This window comes from Nitrosopumilus sp. S4 (assembly GCF_054515835.1).
In genome coordinates, this window is record NZ_CM137258.1 from 191,300 (window position 1) to 216,828 (window position 25,529).

The window sequence follows — 25,529 nt, forward strand, 5'->3', positions numbered from 1 at the left end:
TAGCAGTACATGACAATTGAAAAAAATACAAATTTTTGGAAAATTCCACTATACAAAATTTACACTGATGAAGAAGATCTTAGTCTGATTACAAAAATTGTCAAAAGAGGAACAAATTGGGCAATAGGTCCTGAAATTGAAGAATTTGAAAATATGATCGCAAATTACTTGGGATGTGATTATTGTCTTTCCTTAAACTCTGGAACATCTGCATTACATGCAACTCTGTTATCTTATGGTATCAAAACAAATGATGAAATCATAGTCCCGTCATTTTCATTTATTGCAACAGCTAATGCAGTTGGATTTGTAAATGCAAGACCAATATTTGCAGATATTGAAGAGGATACATTTGGATTAGAACCCACATCGATTACTTCAAAAATTTCAAACAAAACCAAAGCCGTAATTCCAATGGATTATGGTGGATTACCATGCAAAATTTTTGATATAAAACATGTTACTGATACAAATAACCTAATTCTGATTGAAGATTCAGCTGAAGCATTAGGATCTAAAATTAATGGAAAAAAAGTGGGTACTACAGCTGATTCATCGATTTTTAGTTTTTGTGGGAATAAGGTTTTGACTACAGGAGAAGGGGGTGCAGTTGTTACAAATGATAAAGAAATTTATGAAAAAATCAAACTCATTAGATCTCATGGAAGAGTAGATGTTGGTTCTTATTTTGAAAATTCCAAAGAATCACAGTATATATCACTAGGATATAATTGGAGAATGTCATCTATTACTGCTTCACTTGGAATATCACAATTATCAAAACTTGACAAGATAATCTCTAAAAGACAAGAAAACGCAAAATATATCTCTGAAAGGCTATCAAAAATTAAACAAATTTCTGTTCCAACTCCTCCAAGAGGATATGATCACATATATCAAATGTATACCATCCGATTGGATAACAAAAAAACAAGAGATGAATTAAAAGATCACTTGGAGAAAAAAAGAATTTTTTCCAAAGTATATTTTAATCCAATTCATCTTACAACATATTATAAACAACTAAATGAAAATAAAACAAATCCTCTACCTGTAACTGAAAGGGTTTCTGATGAAGTACTTACATTACCTCTTTATCCAAATATGACAAATGAGGAAAAAACATATCTTATTGATTCAATCTTTGAATTTTTTGACTCTTGATATTATTTTTTAATCAAAACTGCTTTTCTAATATTTTCTATTAAATTTTTAAGTTCATCAAAATCAAAGCTTACATTGTTATCAATATAGTCTTTTGATTTATCTAGTGTTACATGAATCTCAATGATATCTGCACCAAGAATTGTAGCAGTAAGTGGGGCTATAAAATGTGGATGGTGATTAGAATATCCATCAAAATCCTTAATATTTGAAAAATCTATCTCCTCAATTTTACATGGATATTTTGGTACACAATAAAGCCATTTTACTCTAGATTCTCCAAAGATTTTAGACGTTTTTGGTGATTTGTTTGCACTAATTATTACCTCTTTTTGGGTTTTCCAAATTTTTTCAAATAATTTAGTTTTTCTATTTTCTAAAATTTCTCTACCGTCATATTCTCTAATCTTAAATCTCTTAACATATGGATTTAGAAAATCAACTGCTTCCTCATACATAGGAGTACAAAACCATTCAATCCCTTCATTCTTACAGATCTCATCAACTCTTTCAATATTTTCTTTTGAAATTGCTGATCTGATTAATCTGGAGCTTTCTGGATGTTTTTCTACAAGTTCTTTTTTGTATGCTTGAAACTTAACTGCATCACAACCAGCATTCTTTGCATTACTGACCATCTGTTTGAGAATCTCATAATCTCCATCCCAATTTACTCCAATTTCAGCAACTATGAAAACCATTGTTAGTCAATCTTTTAGAATATAATATATGAATATCCATCATATATTATAGATTACACTTAACCATTGACCTTATATCTTTATGATTGAAATTTTATCTAACCGAAATGAAAAGAAAAATTACTGTAACTACTGGTACTCGTGCTGAATATGGAATATTAAGACCCGTATTGAAAAATATTTCAAAAAATAAATCCCTAGAATTATTTCTAATAGTAACTGGTACACATCTTTCTAAAAAATATGGAATGTCAATTAATGAAATAAAGAGAGATGGGTTTAAAATTTCTGATAAATTCAATATGATTCCTAACGGAAATACAAATTATCATATGTCCTTAAGTCTAGCCAAAGGAATAGAAAAATTTTCCAAAGTTTTCACAAAAATTAAGCCTGATATTAATTTGATTTTAGGAGATCGAGATGAAATGCTTGCATCAGCAATTGCTGCATATCACATGAATATCCCTAATGCACATATACACGGAGGTGATAAATCTAAAGGTGGTATTGATGAATATACTAGACATGCCATAACAAAAATGTCAAACATTCATTTTGCTGCAACTAAGAAAAGCTATTTACGAATAATTAAAATGGGTGAAAATAAAAAGTATGTTTTTCATACAGGTTCTCCAAGTATTGATGAAGTATTAGCAAGTAAAATTTCCACTAAAACTGAATTAGAAAAAAAAATTGGATTAAAATTTATTGGAAACGAAATTATATTACTATATCATCCTCTAACAACTCAATCACAATTAAGTAGTGAGTATATAGAAAATATTGTAAAGTCGTTGATTAAATTAAAAAATAATGTTATTGCAATTGGACCAAATTCAGATGCAGGAAGTAATAAAATCAGAAATTTTTTGTTAAATGCCTCAAAAAAATATAATTTTATAAAATATTTTGATAATTTTTCAAGAAGTGATTTTCTTGGTCTTTTGAATAATGCTGGTCTTTTAATAGGTAATTCAAGTGCAGGTGTTATTGAAGCAAGTTATTTTTCTATACCTGTTGTTAACGTTGGCATAAGACAAAATGGACGTGAACATGGAAAAAATCTAATCCATACTGATGAAAAGAAACTCAATATTTCAAGAGCAATAAATCTGGCATTGAAAATAAAAAATCAAAAAACCCTCTTAAAAACTGGCATATATGGTAATGGTAAGGCATCAAAAAAAATTGTTAAAATACTTGAAACTATTAAAATTGATGAAAAATTAATACAAAAGCAAATTACTTACTAAAACATCATGGAATCTAAAAGATGGAAAAAACCAACCATTAAACATGGAAAATTTACTAAATACAACTACATTGTACAATATCCTGAAAATTTAAAATTAGGAAAGAATTTTGATATTGGAACTTTTACTTATATCAATTCTCATTTTGGTGTTGAAATTCAAGATGATGTACAAATCGGTTCTCATTGCTCAATTTATTCTCATTCCACAATTGATTCAAAACAAGGAAATGTTATTCTTAAAAAAAATTGTAAAATAGGTACTCACAGCACAATAATGCCTAATGTTACAATTGGAGAAAACTCAATTATTGCATCTTACTCTTTTGTCACCAAAAATATTCCTAAAAATCAAATCTGGGGAGGAATACCTGCAAAACCCCTCAAAAAAATCAAATAATTTTCCCTTTTCAATATGCTAGTCAGATTTTTTTTTGATTTTTAAAATTTTTTCCACAATTCCTAGTACATCTGCATCTAGTTCAGTACTAATCAAAATTAATCCTGCTCCTCCAATTGGAATAGTTAGTCGATAAATTTTTTCATACTTTGCCATTGCAAAAATTGGTTTTCCTATCTTATCTGCCGTTTTTTTTCTTGTAGACCAACGATATACTGCTTGTGATAATGATAATTCTGTTTCTTCTCGTGATAAATGACTTTTTATTCCATTTCTCATTTTATCATAAAGTTCTCCATAATCATAAATGCCAACATATCTGATTTTTTTATCTGCTTCTAGTATTTCATCACAAATTTTTTCGTAATCCATATCAATCACTATTGCGGTTCAATGGTTGCAGGTGGCTTACTTGAAATTGTATAAGTAACCCAAGTTACATCTTCAATCTCATTTGTTATTCTATTACTCATTTTTTCTAGTAAACCATGAGGGAGTCTAGTCCAATCTGCTGTCATTGCATCAATTGAATCAACTACCCTGATCATTACAATATTGCCATACTTTCGCTCATCACCAACAACGCCTACTGCCCTGTCATCCCCTACTGCTGCATATGCCTGCCAAACTTTTTCATATATTCCAGCTTCCATTAACTCATCTTCTACAATTTTACTGGCAACCTTTGAAATATTCAATTTTGTTGGAGTTATCTCTCCAATAATTCTGACTGCAAGACCCGGTCCTGGGAATGGATGCCTCATGAAAAGTTTTTCTGGAACATTTAGAATTTTTGCTATTTTCCTTACTTCATCTTTGTAAAGTTCTCTTAGAGGTTCTAAAATTTCTAAATTTAGCCAATCTGGTAATCCCCCAACGTTGTGATGTGATTTAATGACTGCTGCAGGCCCTTTAGAAACTCCACTCTCAATTACATCTGGATACAAAGTTCCTTGAGCTAACCATTTGAAAGGACCATTCTTTTCAGCAAATTCAGTAAAAACATGAATAAATTCTTCACCTACAATCATTCTTTTTTCTTCAGGATCTTTTACACCCTTTAATTTTCCAAGAAATTGTTCTTTGGCATTTACTGCAGTAAAATTAACTTTAAAATTATCTTTGAACATCTCTTCAATTTCTTTTTCTTCATTTAATCGAAGTAATCCATTATCTACAAAAACACACTTTAGTCTATCTCCAATTGCTTTGTGAATTAACAAAGCTGCTACTGTAGAATCAATACCTCCACTAACACCACATAGAACATTTCCCTCAATTTGGGAAATTTTTGCTACAGCAGTCTCAATGAATCCTTCCATTGTCCAGTCTTGTTTTGCTTTACAAACCTTTAGCACAAAATTCTTGAGAATCTCCGTTCCTTGCTCTGTATGTACAACTTCGGGATGAAATTGAATTCCAAATACTGATTTTTCTTTTGATGCAATTGCAGCAGCTTTTGCACTTTCGGTGTGACCTATAACTTCAAATCCTGCTGGTATTTCTTCTGCTTCATCACCATGACTCATCCATGCTCTAACTGATTCACCTACTCCGTTAAGCAGATCTGAGTCATTATCAATTGTTAAAAGTGAAGATCCATACTCTTTGTTTGCTCTTTTTACTTTACCACCATATTTGTTTACAATTAATTGATGTCCATAACAAATTCCAAGTAATGGTAAGTTCATTTCAAAAATTTTATTTTCTGGAATTGGGGCATCAGAATTATATACACTTGATGGACCTCCTGAAAAAATAATTCCTTTTGGATTATGTTTTTGAATTTCTTCAAAACTAATATCAAAAGGAACAAGTTCTGCATATACTGAAAATTCTCTAATTCTTCGGCAAATTAGATGACTATACTGTGATCCAAAATCTAAAACTAGTATTTTGTCCATTCTATCCCTTGTTAATATTTTCAAGCATTCGCGTTAACGACCATCCTGCAGTGTTAATCAATTCAGTAACTCTTTCTTTTTGTCTGTAGTTTTTGATAATTATTTCTCTAATATCTGAGCCATTCTTGTTAATTATATAATCAATTATTGATTCTTTTTGGATTTTTCCATTTTCTGCTTCAATGGAATCTTTCTTTTTCATCTCACCAATTATTCTATCTAAAAAGAATGATTTGAAAGGTGGCGTATCTGCATTGATTTCAATTTCATTTGATAAAATTATGGATACCTGTTCTGGTGTAACAAATGCATTTGCAAGAACTTTCCCATCATTTCCCCTTTTAATGGGAATTGAATTCTCTATTGGTTTTTCAATAATCTCTGTTTTACTCTGATCTTCGACTTTTTTTGAAGCTAACTGTGAGGCCTTTGTAAAACTAGAATCTTTTAAGAATAGATCTAAAGTAGAAATATTTTTCTCAAGCATTTCAATGGATTCTTGATGTCTGTCTATTTGTTCGATCAAACTTTCTTTTAGAGCAACAATCTCCTTTACCTGCTCCTCTGAGAATTTCATAATTTTGTAAATGGGGTATGGGTATTAAATGCATTCTAGGTAATTATGGTATCCACTTCTTTGTATGATATTTTCTTGAATCCTACTATTGGTTTTGACGTAGTAAATAATTCTGAATTTGTAATTGTTGCCAGCCATTCTAAAAGGGATTTTCCTCTTTTTAATTTCATTAGTTTTGTTTTTCTTTCCTCTCTTTTTGTCTGTGAATACTTTCCTATCCTATCTCCAAAATCCATTCCAAATAAAATGATTTTCTTTGCCCCATAATGATTTGCAAGAAATACACCTCTATCTCCATCTGTAAATCCCCCAAAATTTTTAATTTTACTAAATGGTTTTGTTTGAGTTGTACCAATACAATTTTTTATTTTTTTTACAAATTCTAATTTCTCAATATTATCACCATGCGCATGAACCACAAAGATACATTTTGTTTTTATAATTTTTTTAAAAGATTCAATGTTCCCATCTAAATCAGTGACTACTACATCTGGAATTACTCCATTATCTAAGAGTAGCTTTACAGAACTATCTGCTGCAATTTTTACAATTTTTATTTTTTTTAATTTTGTAATTGCACCTGATAAAGATGGTCCAGAACCAATTACACAAACTGTTTTACCATTAATTAATTTGTAAATTTTTTCTTCAACCTTGTTATTTTTTAGAATTGAGTTTAGAGTTTTAGCTGATTCGTTATCCTTTTTTTCACTGTATTTAAATTCCTTTAAAATTTCATAATACCTCTTTTTCCAACCTAAAATCATCATATCACTCAAATTGAGTTGGGTTTTCATAAATGATGTGGCAAAACTAGGAAATGTCAAGGTTGGAGGTACAAATCCTGTAAGAATAATGGGTATTCTTAATACAAGTCCTGAATCCTTTTACAAAAAATCAATTTTTTCAAAAAAATCCCAAATCAAAAATGTTGTAAAACAAATGGAATTAGACGGAGCCGATTTTATTGATATTGGAGGAATGTCTACTGCTCCATATCTTTCAACTATTGTAAGTGAAAAAGTAGAATCAAAAAGAATTCTTGATGCAATCAATGTAATTCAAAACTCATCAAATCTTCCAATCTCAGTTGATACATGCAGATCTAATGTTGCTAAAAATGCACTAGAATGCGGAGTTGAGATAATCAATGATATTTCTGGTTTAAAATATGATAAAAATATGCAAAATATAATATCTCAATATTCTCCATCCTTAATTTTGTGTGCTTTTAGCACAAAAACACTATCTGGAAATTCAATTACTGAAACTAAAAAACTTCTAAATGACAGCATCAAAATTGCAAAAAAATCTCATATTGCTACTGATAAAATTGTATTAGATCCGGCTATTGGATTTTTTAGAAAAAATGGAAAAGGTCCATTTTTTACAAAAATAAAATCTGATTGGGTAAAACGAGATCTCACTATAATCCAAAACTTGCAATCAATAAAACAAAACTTCCCAATGTTGATCTCAGTATCAAACAAATCTTTTATTGGAAATATCTTGGGAAAAAATGATCCTTCAGATCGTTTGTTTGGTTCTATTGCTGCAGAAGTAATATCTGTCATTCATGGAGCTGATATCATTCGTACACATAACATTCAGGCATCAAAGGATGCGATAAGAATTGCCTCAAAACTCAAATCTTAACACAAAGGCTTATAATCAATATTTTACTTTCTTAACAAGGTTTCATTGGAATTCAAAGAAGGATTAACTTTTGACGATGTTCTTCTTGTACCCAAATATTCTGATATTACAAGTAGAAGTCAGACCGATCTGACCACAAAATTATCGAGAAATATCTCAATTAACATTCCTTTTGTTAGTGCAAATATGGATACTGTTACCGAATCTACGATGGCAGTAGCCATGGCTCGATTTGGAGGGATAGGAATTATTCACAGATTCTTGACCATTCAAGAGCAGGCTAACGAAGTTCTAAAAGTAAAGCGTTCAGGTAGTGTAATGATTGAGAATCCATATTCAATCTCTTTTGATAAATCTGTACAATATGCATTAGATTATGCTGAGGATAAGGAAATTTCTGGATTACTAGTCATTGACTCTAATTCTAAACTAGTTGGAATTGTAACTGAGCGAGACCTACTTTTTGCAAACTCTAAATCTCAAATTAATGAAGTAATGACTAAAGATGTTGTAACTGCAAAACCTGGAGTAACATTAGATGAAGCAAAAGAGATTTTGCACAAACACAGAATTGAGAAATTACCAATTGTTGATGATTCTGGAGTAATCCAAGGCTTGATTACAAGTAAAGATATCACAAATAATGCCGATTTTCCAAATGCATCAAAAGATCAAAAAGGAAGACCCTTAGTTGGAGCTGCAGTTGGAGTAAAGGGTGACTTTTTAGAAAGAAGTGAATCTCTCTTAGAAGCAGGAGCTGATGTTCTGGTTGTAGATATTGCACATGGACATAGCGAAAATGCACTAAGCACCATTAGAAATATCAAAAAAGCATTTCCTGATTGTGAATTAATTGCAGGAAATATTGCAACTGCACAGGGAGCTGAAGATTTGATCAAAGCAGGAGTTGATGCTGTTAAAGTTGGAGTTGGTTCAGGTTCAATTTGTATTACTAGAGTTATCACTGGTTCAGGAGTGCCGCAATTAACTGCAGTTATGGATTGTGCAAAAGTTGGAAAAGATCATGGAGTTCCAATAATCTCTGATGGAGGTACTAGAACTTCGGGTGATGCTACAAAGGCACTTGCTGCTGGTGCATCATCAGTTATGGTTGGAAGTATGCTTGGAGGAACAGATGAGTCACCTGGTACTGTTTTGACAAAGAATGGAAAACGTTTCAAAGTTTATCGTGGAATGGCATCACTTGCTGCATCTATTGGAAGAAAATCAAAAGAAACAGGCTCAATATCACTTGATGATGATCTTAATGATTATGTTGCAGAAGGTGTTGAGGCTATGGTTCCCTACAAAGGAACAGTAACTGATATTCTTAAACAACTAACCGGCGGAGTTCGTTCTGGTCTAAGTTATTGTGGAGCTCATTCCATTCCTCAAATGCAAGAAAATGCTGAATTTATCAAAATGTCAAGAGCAGGCTTTGCAGAAAGTCAGCCTCATGATGTTTCTTTGATGTAGATGCTCAAACTTTAAAATTCAATTATACTTTTTTCTTAAGATTTTTTTAACATATTCTTTCTCTTCTTTCCTTCTTTGCAAAAAATAAACTAGCACTATAGACAAAACAGTAACTCCCAAGAAAATATGAAATTCTGGAAAATCAAAATTATTATTGTTAAACTGAGAACATGTTGCAATTTGATTACAGTTGACAAAATTTGACACAACATTATACCCCGAATGAACAACAATTGAAATCCACCCTAACCCATTTTTCCATATTTTAAAATGAATAAACAAAACTGGCAGAGTTGCAATAAACGAATTTAGTGATAATGAATATGTCTCCACATTCATTGGGGCAAAAAGATGAAAAATTGTCCACATTATTCCTGTAACTAGAATCACAATTGGATTATTTACAAGACTAATGGGTATGCCAAAAAATAAAATTTCTTCTAGGATTGGATTTAAAATTGTAGAATTAAAGATGTTGATAGGAATTTCAAATAATACACCTTTGTGGAAACTTACTGATGGTAAATCCTGTGTAAATACACTAATCAAAATTGTAATTCCATAGCATATCACCACCAGCTCAAGTGCATATCTTGGAGATGGATTTTGAAACTTGGATAAACAATTTTTTGGATTTAAATCATTAATGATATTCTTTATTTCGTGGCTATTCATGTTAATATGACGTTAGTTTGAACCTAAATGGTTAGTGCTTACTCTCATCAATTTTGTCTATTTTCTAAAACCTAGTCTCAGGTTTGATGTAGTTAATTTTTTAAGCAGTATCCAAAGTCATAATTCTGTGTTAACTAAAAGAACCATAATTGGACTAGTTGTAGGAAGTGCCATTATTGGAATTGGTGGATATTCCCTAATTACTTCAATTGGTTTACAAACCGTAAATGTGAATGAAACATTTGGTGTTGGAGAGTCAACTTCTTATCAAATTTCAGCATCTGATGGAGCTGCACAACACATGAAAATTACTGGGGAAAAATTTGATCTTAAATTATCTAGTCCTGGAGTTGGGTTGCAAATTCCAAAAGAAGGAAATTCATTTGTCACTCATCAAAAGGAAGTAACACTTGATTGGGTTCATCTAGAAGATGGTGTTACAAGAATTCAACTACAAAATCTTGGTTCTACTGATATGACTGTAGAGGCAACACTCAATGTTTCAACAGATCCAATTCTATTTTCATATCACTTTATTGTGATTATCTCTGGAATGATAATTATTGGATTTAGCATGGGCTTTACTATAAGAAAACCTAAAGGATTCTAGCTTAATTTAGCTGATCGATAGGATCCTAGCACTTTCATGAATAACGTCTCTTTTTTTATATTATCAAGCATCTCTGAAATTTTAGAGTTTTTCTGATGTCCTTCAAAATCCACATAGAAATTGTATTCCCATGTGTTTGACTTGGTTGGTCTTGATTCAATCTTTGTTAGATTGACATTATTTTTGTGAAAGTGATCAATAATTCTGTATAGTGATCCTGGTTCGTGTTTTATTGAAAAAATTATTGATGTCTTGTCATTTCCAGTCTCATCTGTTTCTTTTTTGGATAAAATCAGAAATCTAGTATAGTTGTTGAGATTGTTTGCAATATTCTCTGAAATAATGGGAACGTCGTTAATTTCTGATGCTGCTTTGCTGGCAATGCAGGCACAATTTTTCTTGTTTAACTCTTTAACAATTTTTACACTTCCAGCTGTATCATATGATGGAATTGTTTTGAGATTGTGATCTTCAATGAATTTTCTGCATTGACCTAATGCTTGTGGGTGTGAATACACAATATCTATATCTTCTAGATTGCCAATTCCAATTAGACAATGCTCAATTCTATGATAAACTTCTCCAGTTACATTAAGTGATGTTGAATAAAGCAAGTCATAGCTTTCACCAACACTTCCTTCAATAGAATTCTCTACAGGCAATATTGAATATTTTGTATTATCTTTGGTAGTACTCTCTAGTACATCTGCAAAGGAAACAAAGGGAATAGTTTTGATCTCTTCTTTAAAGAATGATCTTGCTGCTGCCTCACTATATGCTCCTCGTTCACCTTGGAACGAAACACTAATCATTTTTACTCTCTCAGATTTACAAAATCACTATTGCCAAAGTTTGATGAAAGTTTTCTCTCATCAATCCATGCACATTCTGTACATTTAATGGCGTCTCTCATTGGAACAACCTTACCACCACATTTTCTACACTTTGTAAATAAAACCCCTAAACTTGGTTCGTTAATTGCTGCATGAATTGTTCCATTAAGATGATTAAGAATTTTTAATGTAACTATATCATTAGTTAGTGCAACATTTCTTATTCTCAAATTTCTCGTTGAGCATACACATTCAACTTTTGAAGTAGTTGGCTTTCCATTGATGTAATCAATTGATACTGCTATCATTGATGACATTACTGCAGCTACTGTACCGATAATTATGTCCCCTACTTTTGGTATAGACAGCATTTTTGGATGCTTTATGCCAACAGTTCTGTTTGCTTTATCAATGTCTTTTTCACCTACGGTTGCTGCTCTGACCATATCTCCATCATCAAAGGTGTTGTATCCAGCCTCATATTCTTCAATTGATGCTATTTTTTCACCAGGAAAGACATAATTTTCAGACATAAGTGGATTTTTGTAGTTATGATTATAATTGTTTGTGGTATCTAGACAAATCATATATCTGGAAAATATTAAAAAAAATCATGAAGGCACTAGTTTATGAAGAATATACAACAGATGATGATTTTGCAAAAATATTAAAAATTAAAGATATTCCAATTCCTCAACCAAAATCTAATGAAGTAGTTTTCAAAGTAAAAGCTGCAGCACTAAACTATGATGATATTTGGGGAATGAGAGGTAAACCATTAGCTATTCCATTACCTCACATATCTGGAACAGATGCTGCAGGTGAAGTTACTGCAGTTGGCAGTGATGTTAAAAATATCAAAGTTGGAGATAGAGTGGTATCGCATGGTAACATGTCTTGTAGAGTATGTAAGGCATGTACTGGTGGAAGAGAATATGATTGCAAAAAAAGAACGATTTGGGGATTTGAAACCGGACCTCTTTGGGGTGGTTATTGTGAATACACACATCTTCCAGAAGTTAATGTTGTAAAGATTCCTGAGAATGTTTCATTTGATGATGCAGCTGCTGCATCAATGACATTGCTTACTTCATGGCATATGTTAGTTGGTAGAGCAAAAATTCAACCTGGACAAGTGGTATTAATCATGGGAGGAAGTTCTGGTGTTGGTAACTATGGAATCCAAATAGCAAAACTTTTTGGATGCACAGTAATTGCAACTGCAAGTCCTGATAAACTAGATCAATTATTAGAATTAGGTGCTGATTATGCAGTGGATCATAGAAAAGAAGATTGGCACAAAGAAGTAAGAACAATTGCTAAACAAATTACTAAACAATACGGTGATGTTCGTGGAGTTGATGTAATTTTTGAACACATTGGTGGTTCACACTGGAACAAAGAATTAACAATGCTAAATTATGGTGGAACAATTGTCACAACTGGGGCTACAACAGGGTATGATGCAAAGACTGATCTACGTCATATTTTCTTTAAAGGAATCAATATTTTAGGCTCAACTCAAGGTACGCGAGCAGAACTAGAGCAAGGTCTCTATTGGATGTCACAAGGAAAAATAAAATCCATTATCAATTCTATTTTTCCACTTGAAAGGGCTGTTGAGGCACATACAAAAATGCTAACAGGTAAAGGTCTTTTTGGTAAAATATTGATGAAACCAGAACTATGATTATCAATGACTGATCCAAAAATAAATTCGCTTCTAGATGAAGCAAATAGATTGTTTCTTCAAGGAAAACATAAAGACGCAATTACATATTATGATAAAATTCTAAATGAGAATCCAAAAAATATTAGCTCACTTAACAACAAGGGATATGCTCTAAGTAAACTCAAAGATTATTCCGCTGCAATAGCATGCTATGACGAAGCCCTTAAAATTTTACCTGGCGATCTATCTGTTTTAATTAATAAGATTTCATCATTAAGAAAACAAGGTCACTTCAAAGAGGCACTGGATATATGTGAAGAGCTTTTAGAGTCTAATCCAAAATACAATATTGTTCTATATCATAAAGAGCGAATATTGTTTTCAATGAAAAACTATGAAGAGTCAATTACTTGTTGTAATTTTATTTTAGATGATTATCCAGATAATGGTGATGTGTTGTATGACAAAGCTTGCAGTTTAATCATGATATCTAAAATAGATGAATCCCTTAATAATCTAGAACATGCAATTTCTCAAGGAGTTCAATACAAAATAAAGGCAAAAAAATCTAAAACATTTGAAAAATTAGCCACAAATGCTAGATTTCAAGAACTAGTATCTTGATTATAACCAGTGAGGGATTTCTAAATATCCTTCAATACTCTCATTTCGTAAAATTTTCAATAGTGCATTTGCCTGAGGAGTAGATAATACTGGTTTATCAAATTGGTTGTCTGTTGAAATTCTTGGGCATGCAACTTGAATAAAAGCATCAATTCCTTTGAGATTTCTTAATCTTTCATTTGTAATATCCGTTAATGCAAACAATTGAACTTGTTTTCCCTCTTTTTCTAACTCTCTTTTAATTTTTAGAGCAAAGACTTTGGATAGTTGACCTTCTTTGAGTCCAACAATTACTCCAAATGTTTTTGCATCTGCTGCCTTGTAAATAGCAAGAGTTGCTTTCTTTTTTAATTTCTGAGCAAATTCTGTCACTTCTCTTACTTCATTAAAGTAAGGATCTAAAACATAGGTTGGTAAATTTGTTGATAATGCAATTCCAGCTGCATGAAAATTACTCTGTCCTAAAAAGACATACGCATCTACTTCTTTTTTTAATTCAGTTGCTGGATAAAATTCACATCCAAAAACCTGCCCGTCATTTAATTGTCCTTTGCCCTTCCCAATTAATACAGAAATCCCATTTTCAGATAAAATTTTTTCAACTTTATCAACTTGGTGCAAGTGCTGACTATCTGTAACCAGTGAGATTGTTTTTCCTTTTAGAATATCTGTGCATTTTTTTGCAACACTGTCAAACTCTACATCATCAAATGCATCAATTAAAATAAGATTTTTTTCAAGTGATTCAGTGTTAATTGTATGTCCAATATTGAATTGAATTTCAGCCCCAAGAACTTTAGATCCATTTGAATTCAAATCACATGTTCCCCATGTAGTATCAGCTAAAACATAGGCAGGAATTCCAAATCTTTTTGAAATATTTATCGCAGTTTCTTGAACTTGTGGTAAAATTCCATCAGGACCATTTAATGAAACTGATGCTGGTTTTTTCTCCTCAATTTCTCTGAAAATTCTGTCTTCATCTATAATTATCAATTTGAGCTTGGAATCAGACTTTATTAATTTAAATCAACTGAACCCTACAACAACTAAAAATGATGGATTTATCCAAGTAAATTATGGATAATCAAACCATTCTCAATATCGGGTTTGATGATACAGATTCACCTAAGGGCATGTGTACAACATTTCTTGCATACAAAGTCGTTGACATGCTCCAAAAACAAAAAACCGAATTCCTTGATTTTCCTAGATTGATTAGATTTAATCCAAATATTCCTTGGAAAACAAGGGGAAATGGAGCAGTATCCCTTAAAGTCAAGACAAATAATCCTACAAAAATAAAAAATCTAATAAAAAATCTAGTTTCAAAATATTCAGATATTAAAAATGGCGCAAATCCTGGATTGGTTTTTTTTGAAAGTGATTCTATTCCAGATGAAATGAAAAAATTTAGCAATTTAGCTTTATGGCAATTAATCAACAGAAAAAGTGCAAAAACTTTTGCAAAAAAAAATAATCTGGAATTTTTTTATCAGGGAAATGGTCAAGGATTAGTTGGAGCCATAGGAGCAATAGGATATGATTTCAAAGATCATACATTAGAGCTTTTGAGCTATAGAAAAAAACTAAAGTTTGGAAAAGAGAGAAAGATTTCAACAGAAAGTGTAAAAAATATGCAAGAAAAAACATATCCTTACACATACAATAGCTTTGATACAAAAAAAGGAAGAGTCTTGATTACTCCTCATGGTCCTGATCCTGTATTTTATGGGGTTAGAGGTGAAAATGTTTCTTCATTAATTTCTGCAACAAAAATTATCAAAACTGAAGAAAAATTAGATGGATATATGATCTTTAAATCAAATCAAGGAACTGGTGATCATTTAAAAAATGAATTAACGTCTGATAAAATGAAACCTTATGCATCAGGAAAAATTATTGGAATTGTTTCCAATAAACCAAGAATTGTAAAAGGAGGTCATGTATTCTTCAAGATCCTCTCACAAAAAAATGAATTTTGGTGTGCAGTGTACAAACCTACAGGAATGACAAACATTGCATTGCAATTGATTCATGGTGATAAAATTTTGGCAGGAGGTGGAGTGAGAAAAGCATCAAAAAATTATCCTCGAATTATTAATATTGAATTCATAAAAATAATTCATTTAGAAAAAAACCTCACTTTGACAAATCCATTATGTAAAAAATGTAATAAAAATATGAAATCTCAAGGTGCAAATCAAGGATTTCAATGTGTTCGTTGTGGTAAAAAATCAGCAAAAAAACATACCATTGAAATTCCAAGAAAAATTCAAAAGAAACTTTACATTCCAAATATCTCTGCTCATAGACACTTGACAAGACCTATACAGAGAATGGGGTTAAATAATAAAAAATCAAAATTCAAAAAATCTCATTCTTGGTTTTGTGTGTATAGAAACTAGTAGCGGGGAGTAGATTTGAACTACTGAACTGCGGGTTATGAGCCCGCCGGGATGACCTAGCCCTAAATAGTCTGGCTTCCCCACCCCGCTGATCCACAAATGATACCCCTCCGTATATACGCTTTATCAAATTCTTGAAAGTAATTAATAGGATTTACAAAACTTGACTCCTTGTGGATAAAAAAATCCAAATTATTGTAATTGTAGTAGCTATAACATTCTCAGCATTTGTTCTGACCTCTCCATCAGATCCAATCCCATTACCCAAACCAAACTCAAACACTGAAAGTGATTCCGTAAAAATTATTGCAAATAATCTTGACAAGCCTCGCTCTATTGCAGTATCTGAAGATAGAATCTTTGTCACAGAAAAAGATGGATCAATTAGAGTAATTCAAGATGATATTCTTTTAGAATCACCCCTTGCTGTATTTCGTTCTGCAAATGTCTTTGATGGCGGATTGCTAGGAATTGCACTTCATCCAGATTTTTCAAATAATCATTACATCTATGTATTTTTGACCTATGAAGAAGATGGTAATTTATGGAATAAAATTTTACAAATTACTGAAAAAGACAATAAATTACAAGATGCCAAAACTATTTTAGATAAAATCCCAGGATCTTCATTTACAAATGGCGGATTTATAAAATTTGGACCTGATGGAAAATTATACATTGGAACGGGAACTGTATCAGATGCATCTCATCTTCCACAGGATCTAAATTCCTTATCTGGAAAAATTTTGAGAATAAATGATGATGGTTCCATTCCAAATGATAACCCATTTTCAAATTCACCAGTCTATTCATTAGGATTTAGAAATCCTCAGGGGATGACTTGGGATAGTGATGGTAAGCTGTATGCTGCAGAATTTGGCCCTGAAAAAAATGATGAAATAAATATTATTCAAGCTGGAAAAAATTACGGTTGGCCTGAACAAGAGTGTTCAGGAGGAGAAGACTATGTTGATGCAATTCTTTGTTATGACCCAAGCATAGAACCCGGTGGGATTTTATTTTATTCAGGAGAAAAACTTGATTTTGAATCTCCATTCATTATGGCATCTATGAGGGCAGCTAATCTATACCAGGTTGATTTTGAGGAAGGACTAAGTTCTCAAAAATCTATTCTAAGTGGTATAGGTAGAGTACGAGATGTAGTACAAGGCCCCGATGGCAGTCTTTATCTTATTACTTCAAATACTGATGGAAAAGGTTTTCCAGATAGTATGGATGATAAACTATTGAGGATAATTAAATAAAATGCCAGACTCTTCAATCTCAAAACTATTTGAAAAATCTAGAAAAGAAAGATTAGATATTTTGGCTAATTTTGCAAATCTAACACCTGATGAAATAGAAATTCTTCAAAATCAAAATGGAGGAATCACATTTGAGAAAGCAGATAAAATGGTTGAAAATGCAATTGGAACTTTTTCACTTCCTTTAGGAATTGCTACAAATTTCAAGATTAATGGAAAGGACTACATCATTCCAATGGTAATTGAAGAGCCTTCTGTTATTGCTGCCGCTTCAAAGGGTGCAAAAGTTGCAAGAATTAAAGGAGGATTTGAAGTTTCAGCAGATGAATCTTACAGTATTGGCCAAATCCAAGTATTAGACGTAGATGTTCCTTTAGCAATTAAAAAAATTAATGATTCAATAATTGACATTCTAACACTTGCAAATTCTAAAAGTAATACTTTATCAAAAATGAATAAAGGTGCTAAAGAACTCTTTTGCAAAGAAATTGATACTCCTGCAGGTAAAATGCTAATTGTTGAATTACTAATAGATGTTGGAGATGCAATGGGTGCTAATGTTACAAATACAATGTGTGAAGCAGTATCTCCCTTGATTGAAAAAATTACTGGTGGTAAGACTCTACTTAGAATTTTATCGAATTATTCCACAAGAAGAATTGCAAGAGCTAAAGCCATTTTTGAAAAAGAGGCAGTTGGTGGAGAAGAAGTAGTAGATAATATCGTCTTAGCTTTTGAGTTTGCAGATAATGATGTGTATAGAGCAGTTACTCATAACAAAGGGATTATGAATGGCATTATAGCTGCTGCAAATGCAGTTGGTCAGGATAGTAGGGCAATTGAGGCTGCTGCTAATGCTTATGCTGCAAAAACAGGAAGATATCGCTCACTTAGCAAGTGGAGTAAGGATTCTGATGGCAATTTAGTCGGCGTTTTGGAAATCCCACTCTCAGTAGGCATAGTCGGTGGAATTGCAAATGTTCACCCTGTAGCAAAGGTGTGTACAAAAATTCTGGATGTGTCCACTGCTCAAGAACTAGCATGTGTAATTACTGCTACTGGTTTGGCACAAAATTATAGTGCAATTAGAGCTCTATCAACTGAAGGAATTCAAAAAGGTCACATGCGACTACATGCAAGGAATCTTGCAGCAGCTGCAGGAGCTACACCTGAGCAGATAGATGAAATTGTACAAAAAATGATTCAAGAAAAGAAAATTTCACTTGATAGAGCTAAAGAATTACTTGAGCAAATTTAAACATGCTATTATATACCTAAAAAGTGAAAAAAATTGCAAATGTCTGATGTAAAATTTGCTATTCCTAAGGGAAGCTTAGAAGAGGCTACTTTCAAACTATTAGAAAAATCTTGGACAAAGGTTAACAGAAAGGATAGAACTTATCGTGTTTATCTTGATGATCCAAAAATTATTGTAAAGATGCTTCGACCTCAAGAGATTCCAACTATGGTTGCAGAAGGATTGTATGATGTTGGAATTACTGGAAAAGATTGGGTTGGGGAAACTAATTCTGACGTTGAACCAATACTAGATTTGGAATATGGTAAAATTAGACTGGTGGTTGCTTTTCCAGACAAATATAATTACAAAAATTTGGATGCAATGATTGCAGATTATGGAAAAAAGAAAAAAACACTTCGTATATCATCTGAATACCTTACAACTGCTTCAAAATTCATAAAACAATCAAAGTCTTACAAAAAATATTATGGTTCCAAAGATCCATTGATTGTAACACCATGGGTTAGATTGGGAACTAACAAAAATGTTCAAATTCATTTATCCTTTGGTGCCACTGAGGCCAAACCTCCAGAAGACGTTGATGCAATTATGGATGTGACTGAGACAGGAACTACTCTAAAGCAAAACAAATTGAAAATTGTAGATGAGGTATTAACTTCTACTGCTCACCTAATTGTGAATAAAAAATCATTAAAGGATCCTAAAAAACGTGAGAAAATCTATGATATTGTAACTCTAATGAGAGGTGCAGTTCATGGAAGAAAATATCTGCATATTTATCTCAACGTAGAAGAAAAGAACTTGAAGAAACTTTTAGTACAGATGCCTTCACTGAAAAAACCTACAATTAGTCCACTAAGTGAACAAGGATGGTTTGGTGTAAATACAGTCATAAAAAAAGATGAATTTCACAAACTTATTCCAAAACTAAGAAAGATTGCTCAAGGACTAGTAGTTCATGAACCACGTCAAATACTTGAACTTGAGGAGATTAAGCGTGACGAAGAGAATTGATGCGAATTACCAAAGTAAATAATGTTGAAACATTTGCAGCCAAAGCCATCCGAAAACAGCCTCAAAAAAACAAAAAATTAGTTGAATCTATTCTCAACGATGTTCAAAAAAACGGAGATGCTGCAATTCGAAAATATGAAAAAAAATTCAGTGGTGCAAATGTTCCATCATTACGACTATCAAAAGCAGAAATAAAAAATGCATACTCGAAGATATCAAAACCTGAGATTACTGCATTACGTATAGCAAAGACTAAACTAGAAAAGACTGAATCAACTCTAAAATCAATTCTGAAAAATAAAACAATAAACAATGATGGAATAAAAATATCAAAAAAGTTTATTCCCATTCAGAGTGTAGGATGTTATATCCCAGGTGGATTGGCAAAATATCCAAGTTCTGTTATAATGTCTGTTGTTCCAGCTAAAGTTGCAGGTGTAAAGAGAATAGTAGTTGTTTCCCCTCCTAATTCTGATGGAAAAATAGATCCACTAACAATCGTGGCTGCTGATATTTGTGGTGCTAATGAAATTTACAAAACAGGCGGTGTTCAATCAATTGCAGCATTATCAAATGGTACAAAATCTATTGAAAAAGTTGATAAAATTGTAGGACCAGGTGGGGCATTTGTAACTACTGCCAAATTTTTATCAAGTGATCAAACATCAATTGATATGCTTGCAGGACCTACTGAATTAGGAATAATTGGAGATGATTCAGCAAACCCAAAATTTATTGCCTTGGATCTTATTTCACAAGCAGAACACAGCAAAGATACTTTTTGTTATTTGATCACCACGTCTGAAAAACTTGCAAAATCTGTAAATGATAATCTCTCAAAACTTATTTCAAAAATCAAGAGAAGTAATATTGTTAAATCTAGTTTAAAAAATAATGGATTTATTGCAATTTGTAAAACAAAATCTGATATGATCAAACTTGCTAATATTTTAGCACCTGAACATTTACAAATAATGGCAAAGAATCCTGCCACAATTTCATCAAAGATTTCTTCATCAGGACTAATTTTGGTAGGAGAAAATACTCCATCATCTGCAAGTGACTATATTCTAGGCTCAAATCACATCCTTCCAACAGGCGGATTTGGCAAAACACGTGGCTCGTTATCTATATTTGATTTTATTAAAATAAAATCTGAGATATCTGCATCAAAGTCATCAATGTCAAAGATTTCAAAATATCTCAAAGTGTTGGCAAATGCAGAAGGACTTCCTAATCATTATGAAGCAGTAAGGGGTAGAGTAAAATGAAAAAGAATTGGTTTGAAGAAAAAATAAACAAATTTTCTTCCATTGGAGGATATCAAAAACCAGAATTGATTCAGGATTCTGTAAAACTTGACTCTAATGAGAATTATGTAATTCCAAAACAATTCCAAAATGATATTGTCTCATCGGCTAGAAAAAATTCAGATGTACGTGAATATCCCCTTGGAGGTGTAGAGAGATTAATCCAGTCTATATCAAAATTCACAAAAATCCCAGTATCGATGATTGGAGTTGGAAATGGCTCTGATCAAATTTTAGATTTAATTTTATCCAATTTTGCATCAAAGGAAACTAAAGTTTTGACATCCAATCCTACATTTGGATTCTTTGAAGAGCGTTGTAAATTATACTCTATTCCGCTAATAGCAATTCCATTTTCAAGTGATATGAAATTAGACATTGATGATTTTGAAAAAGAATCAAGCAATGCAGATATTTTATATCTTGATTCACCTAATAATCCAACTGGGTTTCAATTCCCTAAAAGTGAATTACAAAAACTTGTCAAATCATTTAATGGGCTTGTAATTATTGATGAGGCATATGGGGAATTTGGTGATTATTCCCTTGCAAGCATGGTTAAAACTCAAGAAAACTTGATAGTGGTTCAAACACTTTCAAAATCATTTGGTTTGGCAGGCCTTAGACTAGGATATTTCATTGCAAATAAAAAATTCACTAATGCCTTCATGAATGTCTTACAGTATCCATATCCCCTAAGTACAATTACTATTGAATCTGGAATATTGGCTTTGGCAAAATCTAATTCAATGAAGGATTCAGTAAACCAAATTAAAATTGAGCGTAAAAGAATTATTGAAAATCTCAAAAAATATGATGCCTTTGATGTCTTTGATTCTAAGGCCAATTTTGTATTATTTGATGCCCATGGTTCCTACAAACGAATCTATGCAGCCCTTGCAGAGCAAGGAATTTCAATTAGAAATTTGGGAAAAATTGGAAAAAATACTGGATGTCTTAGAGTTACAATTGGAACTAAAGAAATGAACTCAAAATTTTTACTTGCCATTCGTGATTTGTTGGGATGACTTTAGAAAAAAAATCTGAAGGAATCTACATTGATGATTCTAAAATTAGTATGATTGATGATGTTGATTCAATAATTTTTGATTGTGATGGTGTTTTAATTGATATTACAAAATCATATGATCTTGCAATAATTCAGACAACTAATTATGTTTTAGAAAAAATTGCAAAAATTAATGATTCAATAGATGTGGATTTTAAAATTATTGAAGGATTCAAATCAACAGGAGGATTCAATGATGAAGTTGATCTTACATATGCAGCAATTATTTCCTTAGTTGCATCCAAAAAATTGAATCAGGATCAAACCACTTTCATATGGGATGTGATAAAAAATTCTGATTCTTCAGGAATTATATCTGTTGAAAAATTCATTCAAAATAAAGTTGATATTTCAGAAATAAAAAATAAATTATCTTATCCTGGCACACATCATGATAATCCTCTGTACAAAATATTTGATCAACTTTTTTATGGTCCAAAACTATATGAAAAATTATTCAAATCACAATCAAATTTTACACAACCAGGATTAATTGATAATGATAAAGTAATTCTAAATGAATCACTACTAGAAAAATTAGATAAAAAATTCAACTCCAATATTTCTATGGTTACTGGTAGAGGAAAAGAATCTGTTAGTTATTCTTTAGGAGAATTATTGAAAAAATTTAATCTAAATAATTCTGTCTTCTTAGAGGATGAATCAAGAGAATTAGCAAAACCTAATCCAAAACCACTAGTTGATTCCATTCTAGGAATGGCTAGCAATTCCTGTCTTTATGTTGGTGATTCTATGGAGGATTTTATCATGGCTAAAAAGGCAACAGAGCAAGGATACAAAACCATATTTTGTGGAATTATAGGCACAAGCAAAAACCCACAAGAAAAACTAGAGTTATTTGAGCACAATGGTGCTATTTTGGCACTTGATTCAATCCATCTTCTTCCAAAGGTATTAAATTTAGAATAGGACAGTTACATAATCTGTGAATAAAATGAAACAAAGAAAGGCATCAATTAAACGAGTTACAAAGGAAACCAGCGTCCAGGTATCAGTAAATATTGATGGAACTGGAAAAACATCCATTAAAACTGGAATAAATTTTCTCGATCACTTGATTGTATCATTTGGAAAACATAGTATGATGGATCTAAAGGTTAATGCCAAATCAAATGACGGAATAGAGCACCACCTGATTGAGGATACTGCAATATCGATTGGACAAGCAGTTGATAAGGCACTAAGTAATAGAAGTGGGATTACAAGATTTAGCTATGCTGCAGTACCAATGGATGAGTCATTGGCTGAAGCATCACTTGATTTAGTTAAACGCCCATTTTGGAAATTAACTTTGTCAGTTAAACGAAGTAAAATTGAAGGAATATCTAAAGAAGATCTAGAACACTTTTTCCAATCATTACTTCAAAATCTGAATTGTTGTATACACCTTACTGTAAAGTATGGAGATAATGATCACCACAAAGTAGAATCTGCCATAAAGTCACTTGCAGTAGCATTTAGAAATGCATCCTCATTAGATAAAAAACAAAAAGGAATTCCTAGCACTAAAGGTTCAATGTAATGGTCAAACTTGCAATTTTTGATTACGGCGCTGGAAATATTTTCAGCTTGAAAAACTCTTTGGAAAAAGCAGGAGCAACAGTGGATGTGATTTCAGATTTTAACAGACCTAATGAATATTCAGGATTACTACTTCCTGGAGTAGGGAACTTTGATCCTGCAATTAAAAGTATAACCAAAACATCTAAAACTGATTTTAAAGATTTTGTAAAAGATACTACCCCTGTTCTTGGAATTTGTCTTGGAATGGAAATGTTCTTTGAGAAAAGTGAGGAAGGAAAAGAAAAAGGATTGAATGTTATTGATGGTGAAGTGATTGTTTTACCACCTACGCTCAAAGTTCCGCATATGGGATGGAATGATCTTGAAATAAAAAAATCAGGAAAAATTTTGGAGGGAGTAGATGATGGATCTTGGGTTTATTTTGTTCATTCCTATAGAGTAAAACCATCCTCTGATGATGTAATAACAGCTGAATCTGATTATGGAATTAAAGTTCCTGCAGTAGTTGAACAGGGTAATTTCATTGGAACTCAATTCCATCCTGAAAAATCAGGGTCTGTTGGAAAAATAATGATTAATAATTTTCTTGATGTGTGTAAAAGATGAAAATAATTCCAGCAATTGATCTAATGAGTGGACAAGTAGTTCGTCTATACAAAGGAGATCCAAAACAAAAAACCACATACAGTGATAATCCAATCGAAATAGCAAAAAAATGGGAAGAAAAAGGTGCTGACATGTTACATATTGTTGATTTAGATGCTACATTGGGAATAGGTTCTAATCTTGAAATTATAAAGAAGATTCTCAAAGAGATCTCTATTCCAGTTGAAGTTGCAGGTGGTCTTAGGAATGAATCTTTGATTCTAGATGTTGCAAAAATCTCAAATAGAATAGTTATTGGAACTTTGGCCTTTAAAGATAAGACTCTGTTACAAAAACTACTTTTCTCATTAGGATCTGAAAAAATAGTCATTTCAGTTGATCACAAAGATGGTAAAATTGTAATTCATGGATGGCAAGACAAAACTGACATTGAATTAATTGATTCAATAAAAGAATTTTTAGCTATGGGATTTACAGAATTTTTACTAACAAATGTTAGTCGTGATGGAACTATGCAAGGACCTGATTTGGAATATTTGGAGCTAGCATGTAATTTACAAAATGCTAATGTAATTGCAAGTGGTGGAATTTCAAATATTGATGATGTAAAAAGTGTTAAAGAAAAAAAAGCATTTGGAGTAATTTTGGGCAAAGCGCTATATGAAAATAAAATTACTATTGAGGGAGCAAAATCAATATCATGACCTTAACTAAACGAATTATCCCTTGCCTTGATGTTAAGAATGGTAGAGTGGTAAAAGGACTACACTTTGAATCAATCAAAGATGCAGGAGACCCAGTTGAACTAGCTGAAAAATATAGCAAAGAAGGAGCAGATGAATTAGTATTTTTAGATATTACTGCATCTGATGAGCAAAGAGAAACCATCAAAGAATTGGTACGAAAAGTTGCTTCTGTAATTGACATTCCCTTTACAGTTGGTGGTGGGGTCAAATCATTAGATGATGCTAGAAACATTTTACTTAATGGAGCAGATAAAGTTGGAATCAATACTGGCGCAATTAAGAATCCAAAAGTAATCACTGAATTAATGGAATTATTTGGTAGACAATGCGTAGTAGTTGCAATTGATGCTAAAAGAAATTTTGAGATCAAAAAAGATGTTAATATAATTTCAGAAGATGGGAAACAATTCTGGTATGAAGTTTTTATTTATGGTGGAAAAGAGGGAACTGGAATAGATGCTATTTCATGGGCAAAAAAAGCTGAAGAACTAGGAGCTGGAGAAATTCTTCTAACAAGTATTGATAAAGACGGAACACAAGAAGGCTATGATATTTTATTGACCAAATCCATTGTTAATTCAGTATCCATTCCTGTCATTGCCTCAGGTGGATGTGGAAAACCTGATGATATGGTTGAGATATTTCAAGAGTCAAATGTGGATGCTGCATTAGCTGCCTCTATATTTCACTATGAATCTCATGGCGTTCAAGGCGTGAAATCATATCTTAAAGAAAAAGAAATTCCTGTAAGATTGTGA

The 25,529-nt window shown here is 32.0% G+C and carries 28 protein-coding genes and 1 tRNA gene; 19 read left to right on the forward strand and 10 right to left on the reverse strand.

The genetic code is table 11. The features are described 5' to 3' along the window. The first annotated feature begins 9 nt into the window (after positions 1-9). On the forward strand, positions 10-1,164 hold the full coding sequence (locus tag ACX119_RS01015) for a DegT/DnrJ/EryC1/StrS family aminotransferase (RefSeq protein WP_459351305.1): 1,155 nt from the start codon (positions 10-12) through the stop codon (positions 1,162-1,164). A 2-nt stretch (positions 1,165-1,166) separates the two neighbouring features. Here the strand turns inward: ACX119_RS01015 and ACX119_RS01020 are convergent, their stop codons facing one another. Continuing rightward, on the reverse strand, positions 1,167-1,865 hold the full coding sequence (locus ACX119_RS01020; protein ID WP_459351306.1) for an N-acetylneuraminate synthase family protein: 699 nt from the start codon (positions 1,863-1,865) through the stop codon (positions 1,167-1,169). A 107-nt stretch (positions 1,866-1,972) separates the two neighbouring features. Here ACX119_RS01020 and neuC point away from each other — a divergent pair, with 107 nt between their 5' ends. After that, positions 1,973-3,121 (forward strand): UDP-N-acetylglucosamine 2-epimerase, encoded by a 1,149-nt coding sequence (neuC, locus tag ACX119_RS01025; protein ID WP_459351307.1) that lies wholly within the window; start codon positions 1,973-1,975, stop codon positions 3,119-3,121. A 6-nt stretch (positions 3,122-3,127) separates the two neighbouring features. Beyond that, positions 3,128-3,520 (forward strand): acyltransferase, encoded by a 393-nt coding sequence (locus ACX119_RS01030; protein ID WP_459351308.1) that lies wholly within the window; start codon positions 3,128-3,130, stop codon positions 3,518-3,520. A gap of 18 nt (positions 3,521-3,538) precedes the next feature. Here ACX119_RS01030 and ACX119_RS01035 read toward each other — a convergent pair whose 3' ends face one another. Genes ACX119_RS01035 through ACX119_RS01050 form a run of 4 tightly spaced genes read right to left on the reverse strand, consistent with a single transcriptional unit; the run spans position 3,539 to position 6,771 of the window. Further along, positions 3,539-3,892, reverse strand: coding sequence for a hypothetical protein (locus ACX119_RS01035; protein WP_459351309.1), 354 nt, complete (start codon positions 3,890-3,892; stop codon positions 3,539-3,541). Between the two features lie 8 nt (positions 3,893-3,900). Further along, positions 3,901-5,424, reverse strand: a complete 1,524-nt coding sequence (guaA, locus tag ACX119_RS01040; RefSeq protein ID WP_459351310.1) for a glutamine-hydrolyzing GMP synthase — start codon at positions 5,422-5,424, stop codon at positions 3,901-3,903. Position 5,425: 1 nt separating this feature from the next. Beyond that, complete coding sequence (locus ACX119_RS01045) at positions 5,426-6,001, reverse strand: hypothetical protein (protein WP_459351311.1); 576 nt, start codon at positions 5,999-6,001, stop codon at positions 5,426-5,428. Between the two features lie 35 nt (positions 6,002-6,036). Continuing rightward, complete coding sequence (locus tag ACX119_RS01050) at positions 6,037-6,771, reverse strand: 6-hydroxymethylpterin diphosphokinase MptE-like protein (RefSeq protein WP_459351976.1); 735 nt, start codon at positions 6,769-6,771, stop codon at positions 6,037-6,039. A gap of 34 nt (positions 6,772-6,805) precedes the next feature. Here ACX119_RS01050 and folP point away from each other — a divergent pair, with 34 nt between their 5' ends. Both folP and guaB read left to right on the forward strand, forming a co-directional pair. After that, the gene (folP, locus tag ACX119_RS01055; RefSeq protein ID WP_459351312.1) at positions 6,806-7,657 is read left to right on the forward strand and encodes a dihydropteroate synthase; all 852 of its coding nucleotides are present in this window, start codon (positions 6,806-6,808) and stop codon (positions 7,655-7,657) included. 45 nt (positions 7,658-7,702) lie between these two features. Then, positions 7,703-9,133, forward strand: a complete 1,431-nt coding sequence (gene guaB / locus ACX119_RS01060) for an IMP dehydrogenase (RefSeq protein ID WP_459351313.1) — start codon at positions 7,703-7,705, stop codon at positions 9,131-9,133. An 18-nt stretch (positions 9,134-9,151) separates the two neighbouring features. Here guaB and ACX119_RS01065 read toward each other — a convergent pair whose 3' ends face one another. Next, positions 9,152-9,808, reverse strand: coding sequence for a CPBP family glutamic-type intramembrane protease (locus ACX119_RS01065; protein ID WP_459351314.1), 657 nt, complete (start codon positions 9,806-9,808; stop codon positions 9,152-9,154). 127 nt (positions 9,809-9,935) lie between these two features. On the opposite strand from ACX119_RS01065, the gene ACX119_RS01070 reads away from it, so the two are divergent. Continuing rightward, positions 9,936-10,418, forward strand: coding sequence for a hypothetical protein (locus ACX119_RS01070; protein WP_459351315.1), 483 nt, complete (start codon positions 9,936-9,938; stop codon positions 10,416-10,418). Here ACX119_RS01070 and pheA read toward each other — a convergent pair. Further along, complete coding sequence (gene pheA, locus ACX119_RS01075) at positions 10,415-11,230, reverse strand: prephenate dehydratase (protein ID WP_459351316.1); 816 nt, start codon at positions 11,228-11,230, stop codon at positions 10,415-10,417. The genes ACX119_RS01070 and pheA overlap by 4 nt on opposite strands. Before the next feature lie 2 nt (positions 11,231-11,232). Beyond that, positions 11,233-11,784, reverse strand: coding sequence for an exosome complex RNA-binding protein Csl4 (locus tag ACX119_RS01080; RefSeq protein WP_459351317.1), 552 nt, complete (start codon positions 11,782-11,784; stop codon positions 11,233-11,235). An 80-nt stretch (positions 11,785-11,864) separates the two neighbouring features. Here ACX119_RS01080 and ACX119_RS01085 point away from each other — a divergent pair, with 80 nt between their 5' ends. Further along, entirely contained in the window at positions 11,865-12,941 is a 1,077-nt protein-coding gene (locus ACX119_RS01085; protein ID WP_459351318.1) for a zinc-binding dehydrogenase, read from the forward strand. 6 nt (positions 12,942-12,947) lie between these two features. Then, entirely contained in the window at positions 12,948-13,547 is a 600-nt protein-coding gene (locus tag ACX119_RS01090; protein ID WP_459351319.1) for a tetratricopeptide repeat protein, read from the forward strand. Here the strand turns inward: ACX119_RS01090 and dph2 are convergent, their stop codons facing one another. Beyond that, the gene (gene dph2, locus ACX119_RS01095) at positions 13,548-14,543 is read right to left on the reverse strand and encodes a diphthamide biosynthesis enzyme Dph2 (protein ID WP_459351320.1); all 996 of its coding nucleotides are present in this window, start codon (positions 14,541-14,543) and stop codon (positions 13,548-13,550) included. It lies immediately after the preceding gene. 83 nt (positions 14,544-14,626) lie between these two features. Here dph2 and ACX119_RS01100 point away from each other — a divergent pair, with 83 nt between their 5' ends. Continuing rightward, entirely contained in the window at positions 14,627-15,955 is a 1,329-nt protein-coding gene (locus tag ACX119_RS01100) for a TiaS agmantine-binding domain-containing protein (RefSeq protein WP_459351321.1), read from the forward strand. Here ACX119_RS01100 and ACX119_RS01105 read toward each other — a convergent pair. Beyond that, positions 15,956-16,045: transfer RNA gene (locus ACX119_RS01105), tRNA-Met, on the reverse strand. 83 nt (positions 16,046-16,128) lie between these two features. Between ACX119_RS01105 and ACX119_RS01110 the strand changes: the two genes are divergently transcribed. From ACX119_RS01110 to hisF, 10 genes are read left to right on the forward strand one after another with little or no spacing between them, the layout of a single operon-like run. Further along, on the forward strand, positions 16,129-17,220 hold the full coding sequence (locus ACX119_RS01110; protein ID WP_459351322.1) for a PQQ-dependent sugar dehydrogenase: 1,092 nt from the start codon (positions 16,129-16,131) through the stop codon (positions 17,218-17,220). A 1-nt stretch (position 17,221) separates the two neighbouring features. Continuing rightward, a complete protein-coding gene (locus ACX119_RS01115; RefSeq protein ID WP_459351323.1) occupies positions 17,222-18,478 on the forward strand; it encodes a hydroxymethylglutaryl-CoA reductase, degradative in 1,257 nt (418 codons plus the stop codon). A gap of 39 nt (positions 18,479-18,517) precedes the next feature. After that, the gene (gene hisG, locus ACX119_RS01120) at positions 18,518-19,495 is read left to right on the forward strand and encodes an ATP phosphoribosyltransferase (RefSeq protein WP_459351324.1); all 978 of its coding nucleotides are present in this window, start codon (positions 18,518-18,520) and stop codon (positions 19,493-19,495) included. Further along, positions 19,495-20,766 (forward strand): histidinol dehydrogenase, encoded by a 1,272-nt coding sequence (gene hisD, locus ACX119_RS01125; RefSeq protein ID WP_459351325.1) that lies wholly within the window; start codon positions 19,495-19,497, stop codon positions 20,764-20,766. Before hisG ends, hisD begins: the two co-directional genes overlap by 1 nt. Beyond that, entirely contained in the window at positions 20,763-21,833 is a 1,071-nt protein-coding gene (hisC, locus tag ACX119_RS01130) for a histidinol-phosphate transaminase (protein WP_459351326.1), read from the forward strand. Before hisD ends, hisC begins: the two co-directional genes overlap by 4 nt. Further along, a complete protein-coding gene (locus tag ACX119_RS01135; protein ID WP_459351327.1) occupies positions 21,830-22,804 on the forward strand; it encodes an HAD family hydrolase in 975 nt (324 codons plus the stop codon). Before hisC ends, ACX119_RS01135 begins: the two co-directional genes overlap by 4 nt. A gap of 25 nt (positions 22,805-22,829) precedes the next feature. After that, complete coding sequence (locus ACX119_RS01140) at positions 22,830-23,417, forward strand: imidazoleglycerol-phosphate dehydratase (RefSeq protein WP_459351977.1); 588 nt, start codon at positions 22,830-22,832, stop codon at positions 23,415-23,417. After that, positions 23,417-24,025: an imidazole glycerol phosphate synthase subunit HisH gene (gene hisH, locus ACX119_RS01145; protein ID WP_459351328.1), complete on the forward strand. Its 609-nt coding sequence runs from the start codon at positions 23,417-23,419 to the stop codon at positions 24,023-24,025. Before ACX119_RS01140 ends, hisH begins: the two co-directional genes overlap by 1 nt. Further along, positions 24,022-24,729, forward strand: a complete 708-nt coding sequence (gene hisA / locus ACX119_RS01150; protein ID WP_459351329.1) for a 1-(5-phosphoribosyl)-5-[(5-phosphoribosylamino)methylideneamino]imidazole-4-carboxamide isomerase — start codon at positions 24,022-24,024, stop codon at positions 24,727-24,729. Before hisH ends, hisA begins: the two co-directional genes overlap by 4 nt. Then, positions 24,726-25,529 carry an imidazole glycerol phosphate synthase subunit HisF gene (gene hisF / locus ACX119_RS01155; RefSeq protein ID WP_459351330.1) on the forward strand — a complete coding sequence of 268 codons (804 nt, stop codon included), beginning with the start codon at positions 24,726-24,728 and terminating at the stop codon, positions 25,527-25,529. Before hisA ends, hisF begins: the two co-directional genes overlap by 4 nt.

What these genes read in the sequence shown, in the direction of transcription:
- ACX119_RS01015 (WP_459351305.1), top strand. Translation starts at nt 10, where the DNA reads ATGACAATTGAAAAAAATACAAATTTTTGGAAAATTCCACTATACAAA.
- ACX119_RS01020 (WP_459351306.1), bottom strand. Translation starts at nt 1,865, where the DNA reads ATGGTTTTCATAGTTGCTGAAATTGGAGTAAATTGGGATGGAGATTAT.
- neuC (WP_459351307.1), top strand. Translation starts at nt 1,973, where the DNA reads ATGAAAAGAAAAATTACTGTAACTACTGGTACTCGTGCTGAATATGGA.
- ACX119_RS01030 (WP_459351308.1), top strand. Translation starts at nt 3,128, where the DNA reads ATGGAATCTAAAAGATGGAAAAAACCAACCATTAAACATGGAAAATTT.
- ACX119_RS01035 (WP_459351309.1), bottom strand. Translation starts at nt 3,892, where the DNA reads ATGGATTACGAAAAAATTTGTGATGAAATACTAGAAGCAGATAAAAAA.
- guaA (WP_459351310.1), bottom strand. Translation starts at nt 5,424, where the DNA reads ATGGACAAAATACTAGTTTTAGATTTTGGATCACAGTATAGTCATCTA.
- ACX119_RS01045 (WP_459351311.1), bottom strand. Translation starts at nt 6,001, where the DNA reads ATGAAATTCTCAGAGGAGCAGGTAAAGGAGATTGTTGCTCTAAAAGAA.
- ACX119_RS01050 (WP_459351976.1), bottom strand. Translation starts at nt 6,771, where the DNA reads ATGATGATTTTAGGTTGGAAAAAGAGGTATTATGAAATTTTAAAGGAA.
- ACX119_RS01065 (WP_459351314.1), bottom strand. Translation starts at nt 9,808, where the DNA reads ATGAATAGCCACGAAATAAAGAATATCATTAATGATTTAAATCCAAAA.
- pheA (WP_459351316.1), bottom strand. Translation starts at nt 11,230, where the DNA reads ATGATTAGTGTTTCGTTCCAAGGTGAACGAGGAGCATATAGTGAGGCA.
- ACX119_RS01080 (WP_459351317.1), bottom strand. Translation starts at nt 11,784, where the DNA reads ATGTCTGAAAATTATGTCTTTCCTGGTGAAAAAATAGCATCAATTGAA.
- ACX119_RS01085 (WP_459351318.1), top strand. Translation starts at nt 11,865, where the DNA reads ATGAAGGCACTAGTTTATGAAGAATATACAACAGATGATGATTTTGCA.
- ACX119_RS01090 (WP_459351319.1), top strand. Translation starts at nt 12,948, where the DNA reads ATGACTGATCCAAAAATAAATTCGCTTCTAGATGAAGCAAATAGATTG.
- ACX119_RS01100 (WP_459351321.1), top strand. Translation starts at nt 14,627, where the DNA reads ATGGATAATCAAACCATTCTCAATATCGGGTTTGATGATACAGATTCA.
- ACX119_RS01115 (WP_459351323.1), top strand. Translation starts at nt 17,222, where the DNA reads ATGCCAGACTCTTCAATCTCAAAACTATTTGAAAAATCTAGAAAAGAA.
- hisG (WP_459351324.1), top strand. Translation starts at nt 18,518, where the DNA reads ATGTCTGATGTAAAATTTGCTATTCCTAAGGGAAGCTTAGAAGAGGCT.
- hisD (WP_459351325.1), top strand. Translation starts at nt 19,495, where the DNA reads ATGCGAATTACCAAAGTAAATAATGTTGAAACATTTGCAGCCAAAGCC.
- hisC (WP_459351326.1), top strand. Translation starts at nt 20,763, where the DNA reads ATGAAAAAGAATTGGTTTGAAGAAAAAATAAACAAATTTTCTTCCATT.
- ACX119_RS01135 (WP_459351327.1), top strand. Translation starts at nt 21,830, where the DNA reads ATGACTTTAGAAAAAAAATCTGAAGGAATCTACATTGATGATTCTAAA.
- ACX119_RS01140 (WP_459351977.1), top strand. Translation starts at nt 22,830, where the DNA reads ATGAAACAAAGAAAGGCATCAATTAAACGAGTTACAAAGGAAACCAGC.
- hisH (WP_459351328.1), top strand. Translation starts at nt 23,417, where the DNA reads ATGGTCAAACTTGCAATTTTTGATTACGGCGCTGGAAATATTTTCAGC.
- hisA (WP_459351329.1), top strand. Translation starts at nt 24,022, where the DNA reads ATGAAAATAATTCCAGCAATTGATCTAATGAGTGGACAAGTAGTTCGT.
- hisF (WP_459351330.1), top strand. Translation starts at nt 24,726, where the DNA reads ATGACCTTAACTAAACGAATTATCCCTTGCCTTGATGTTAAGAATGGT.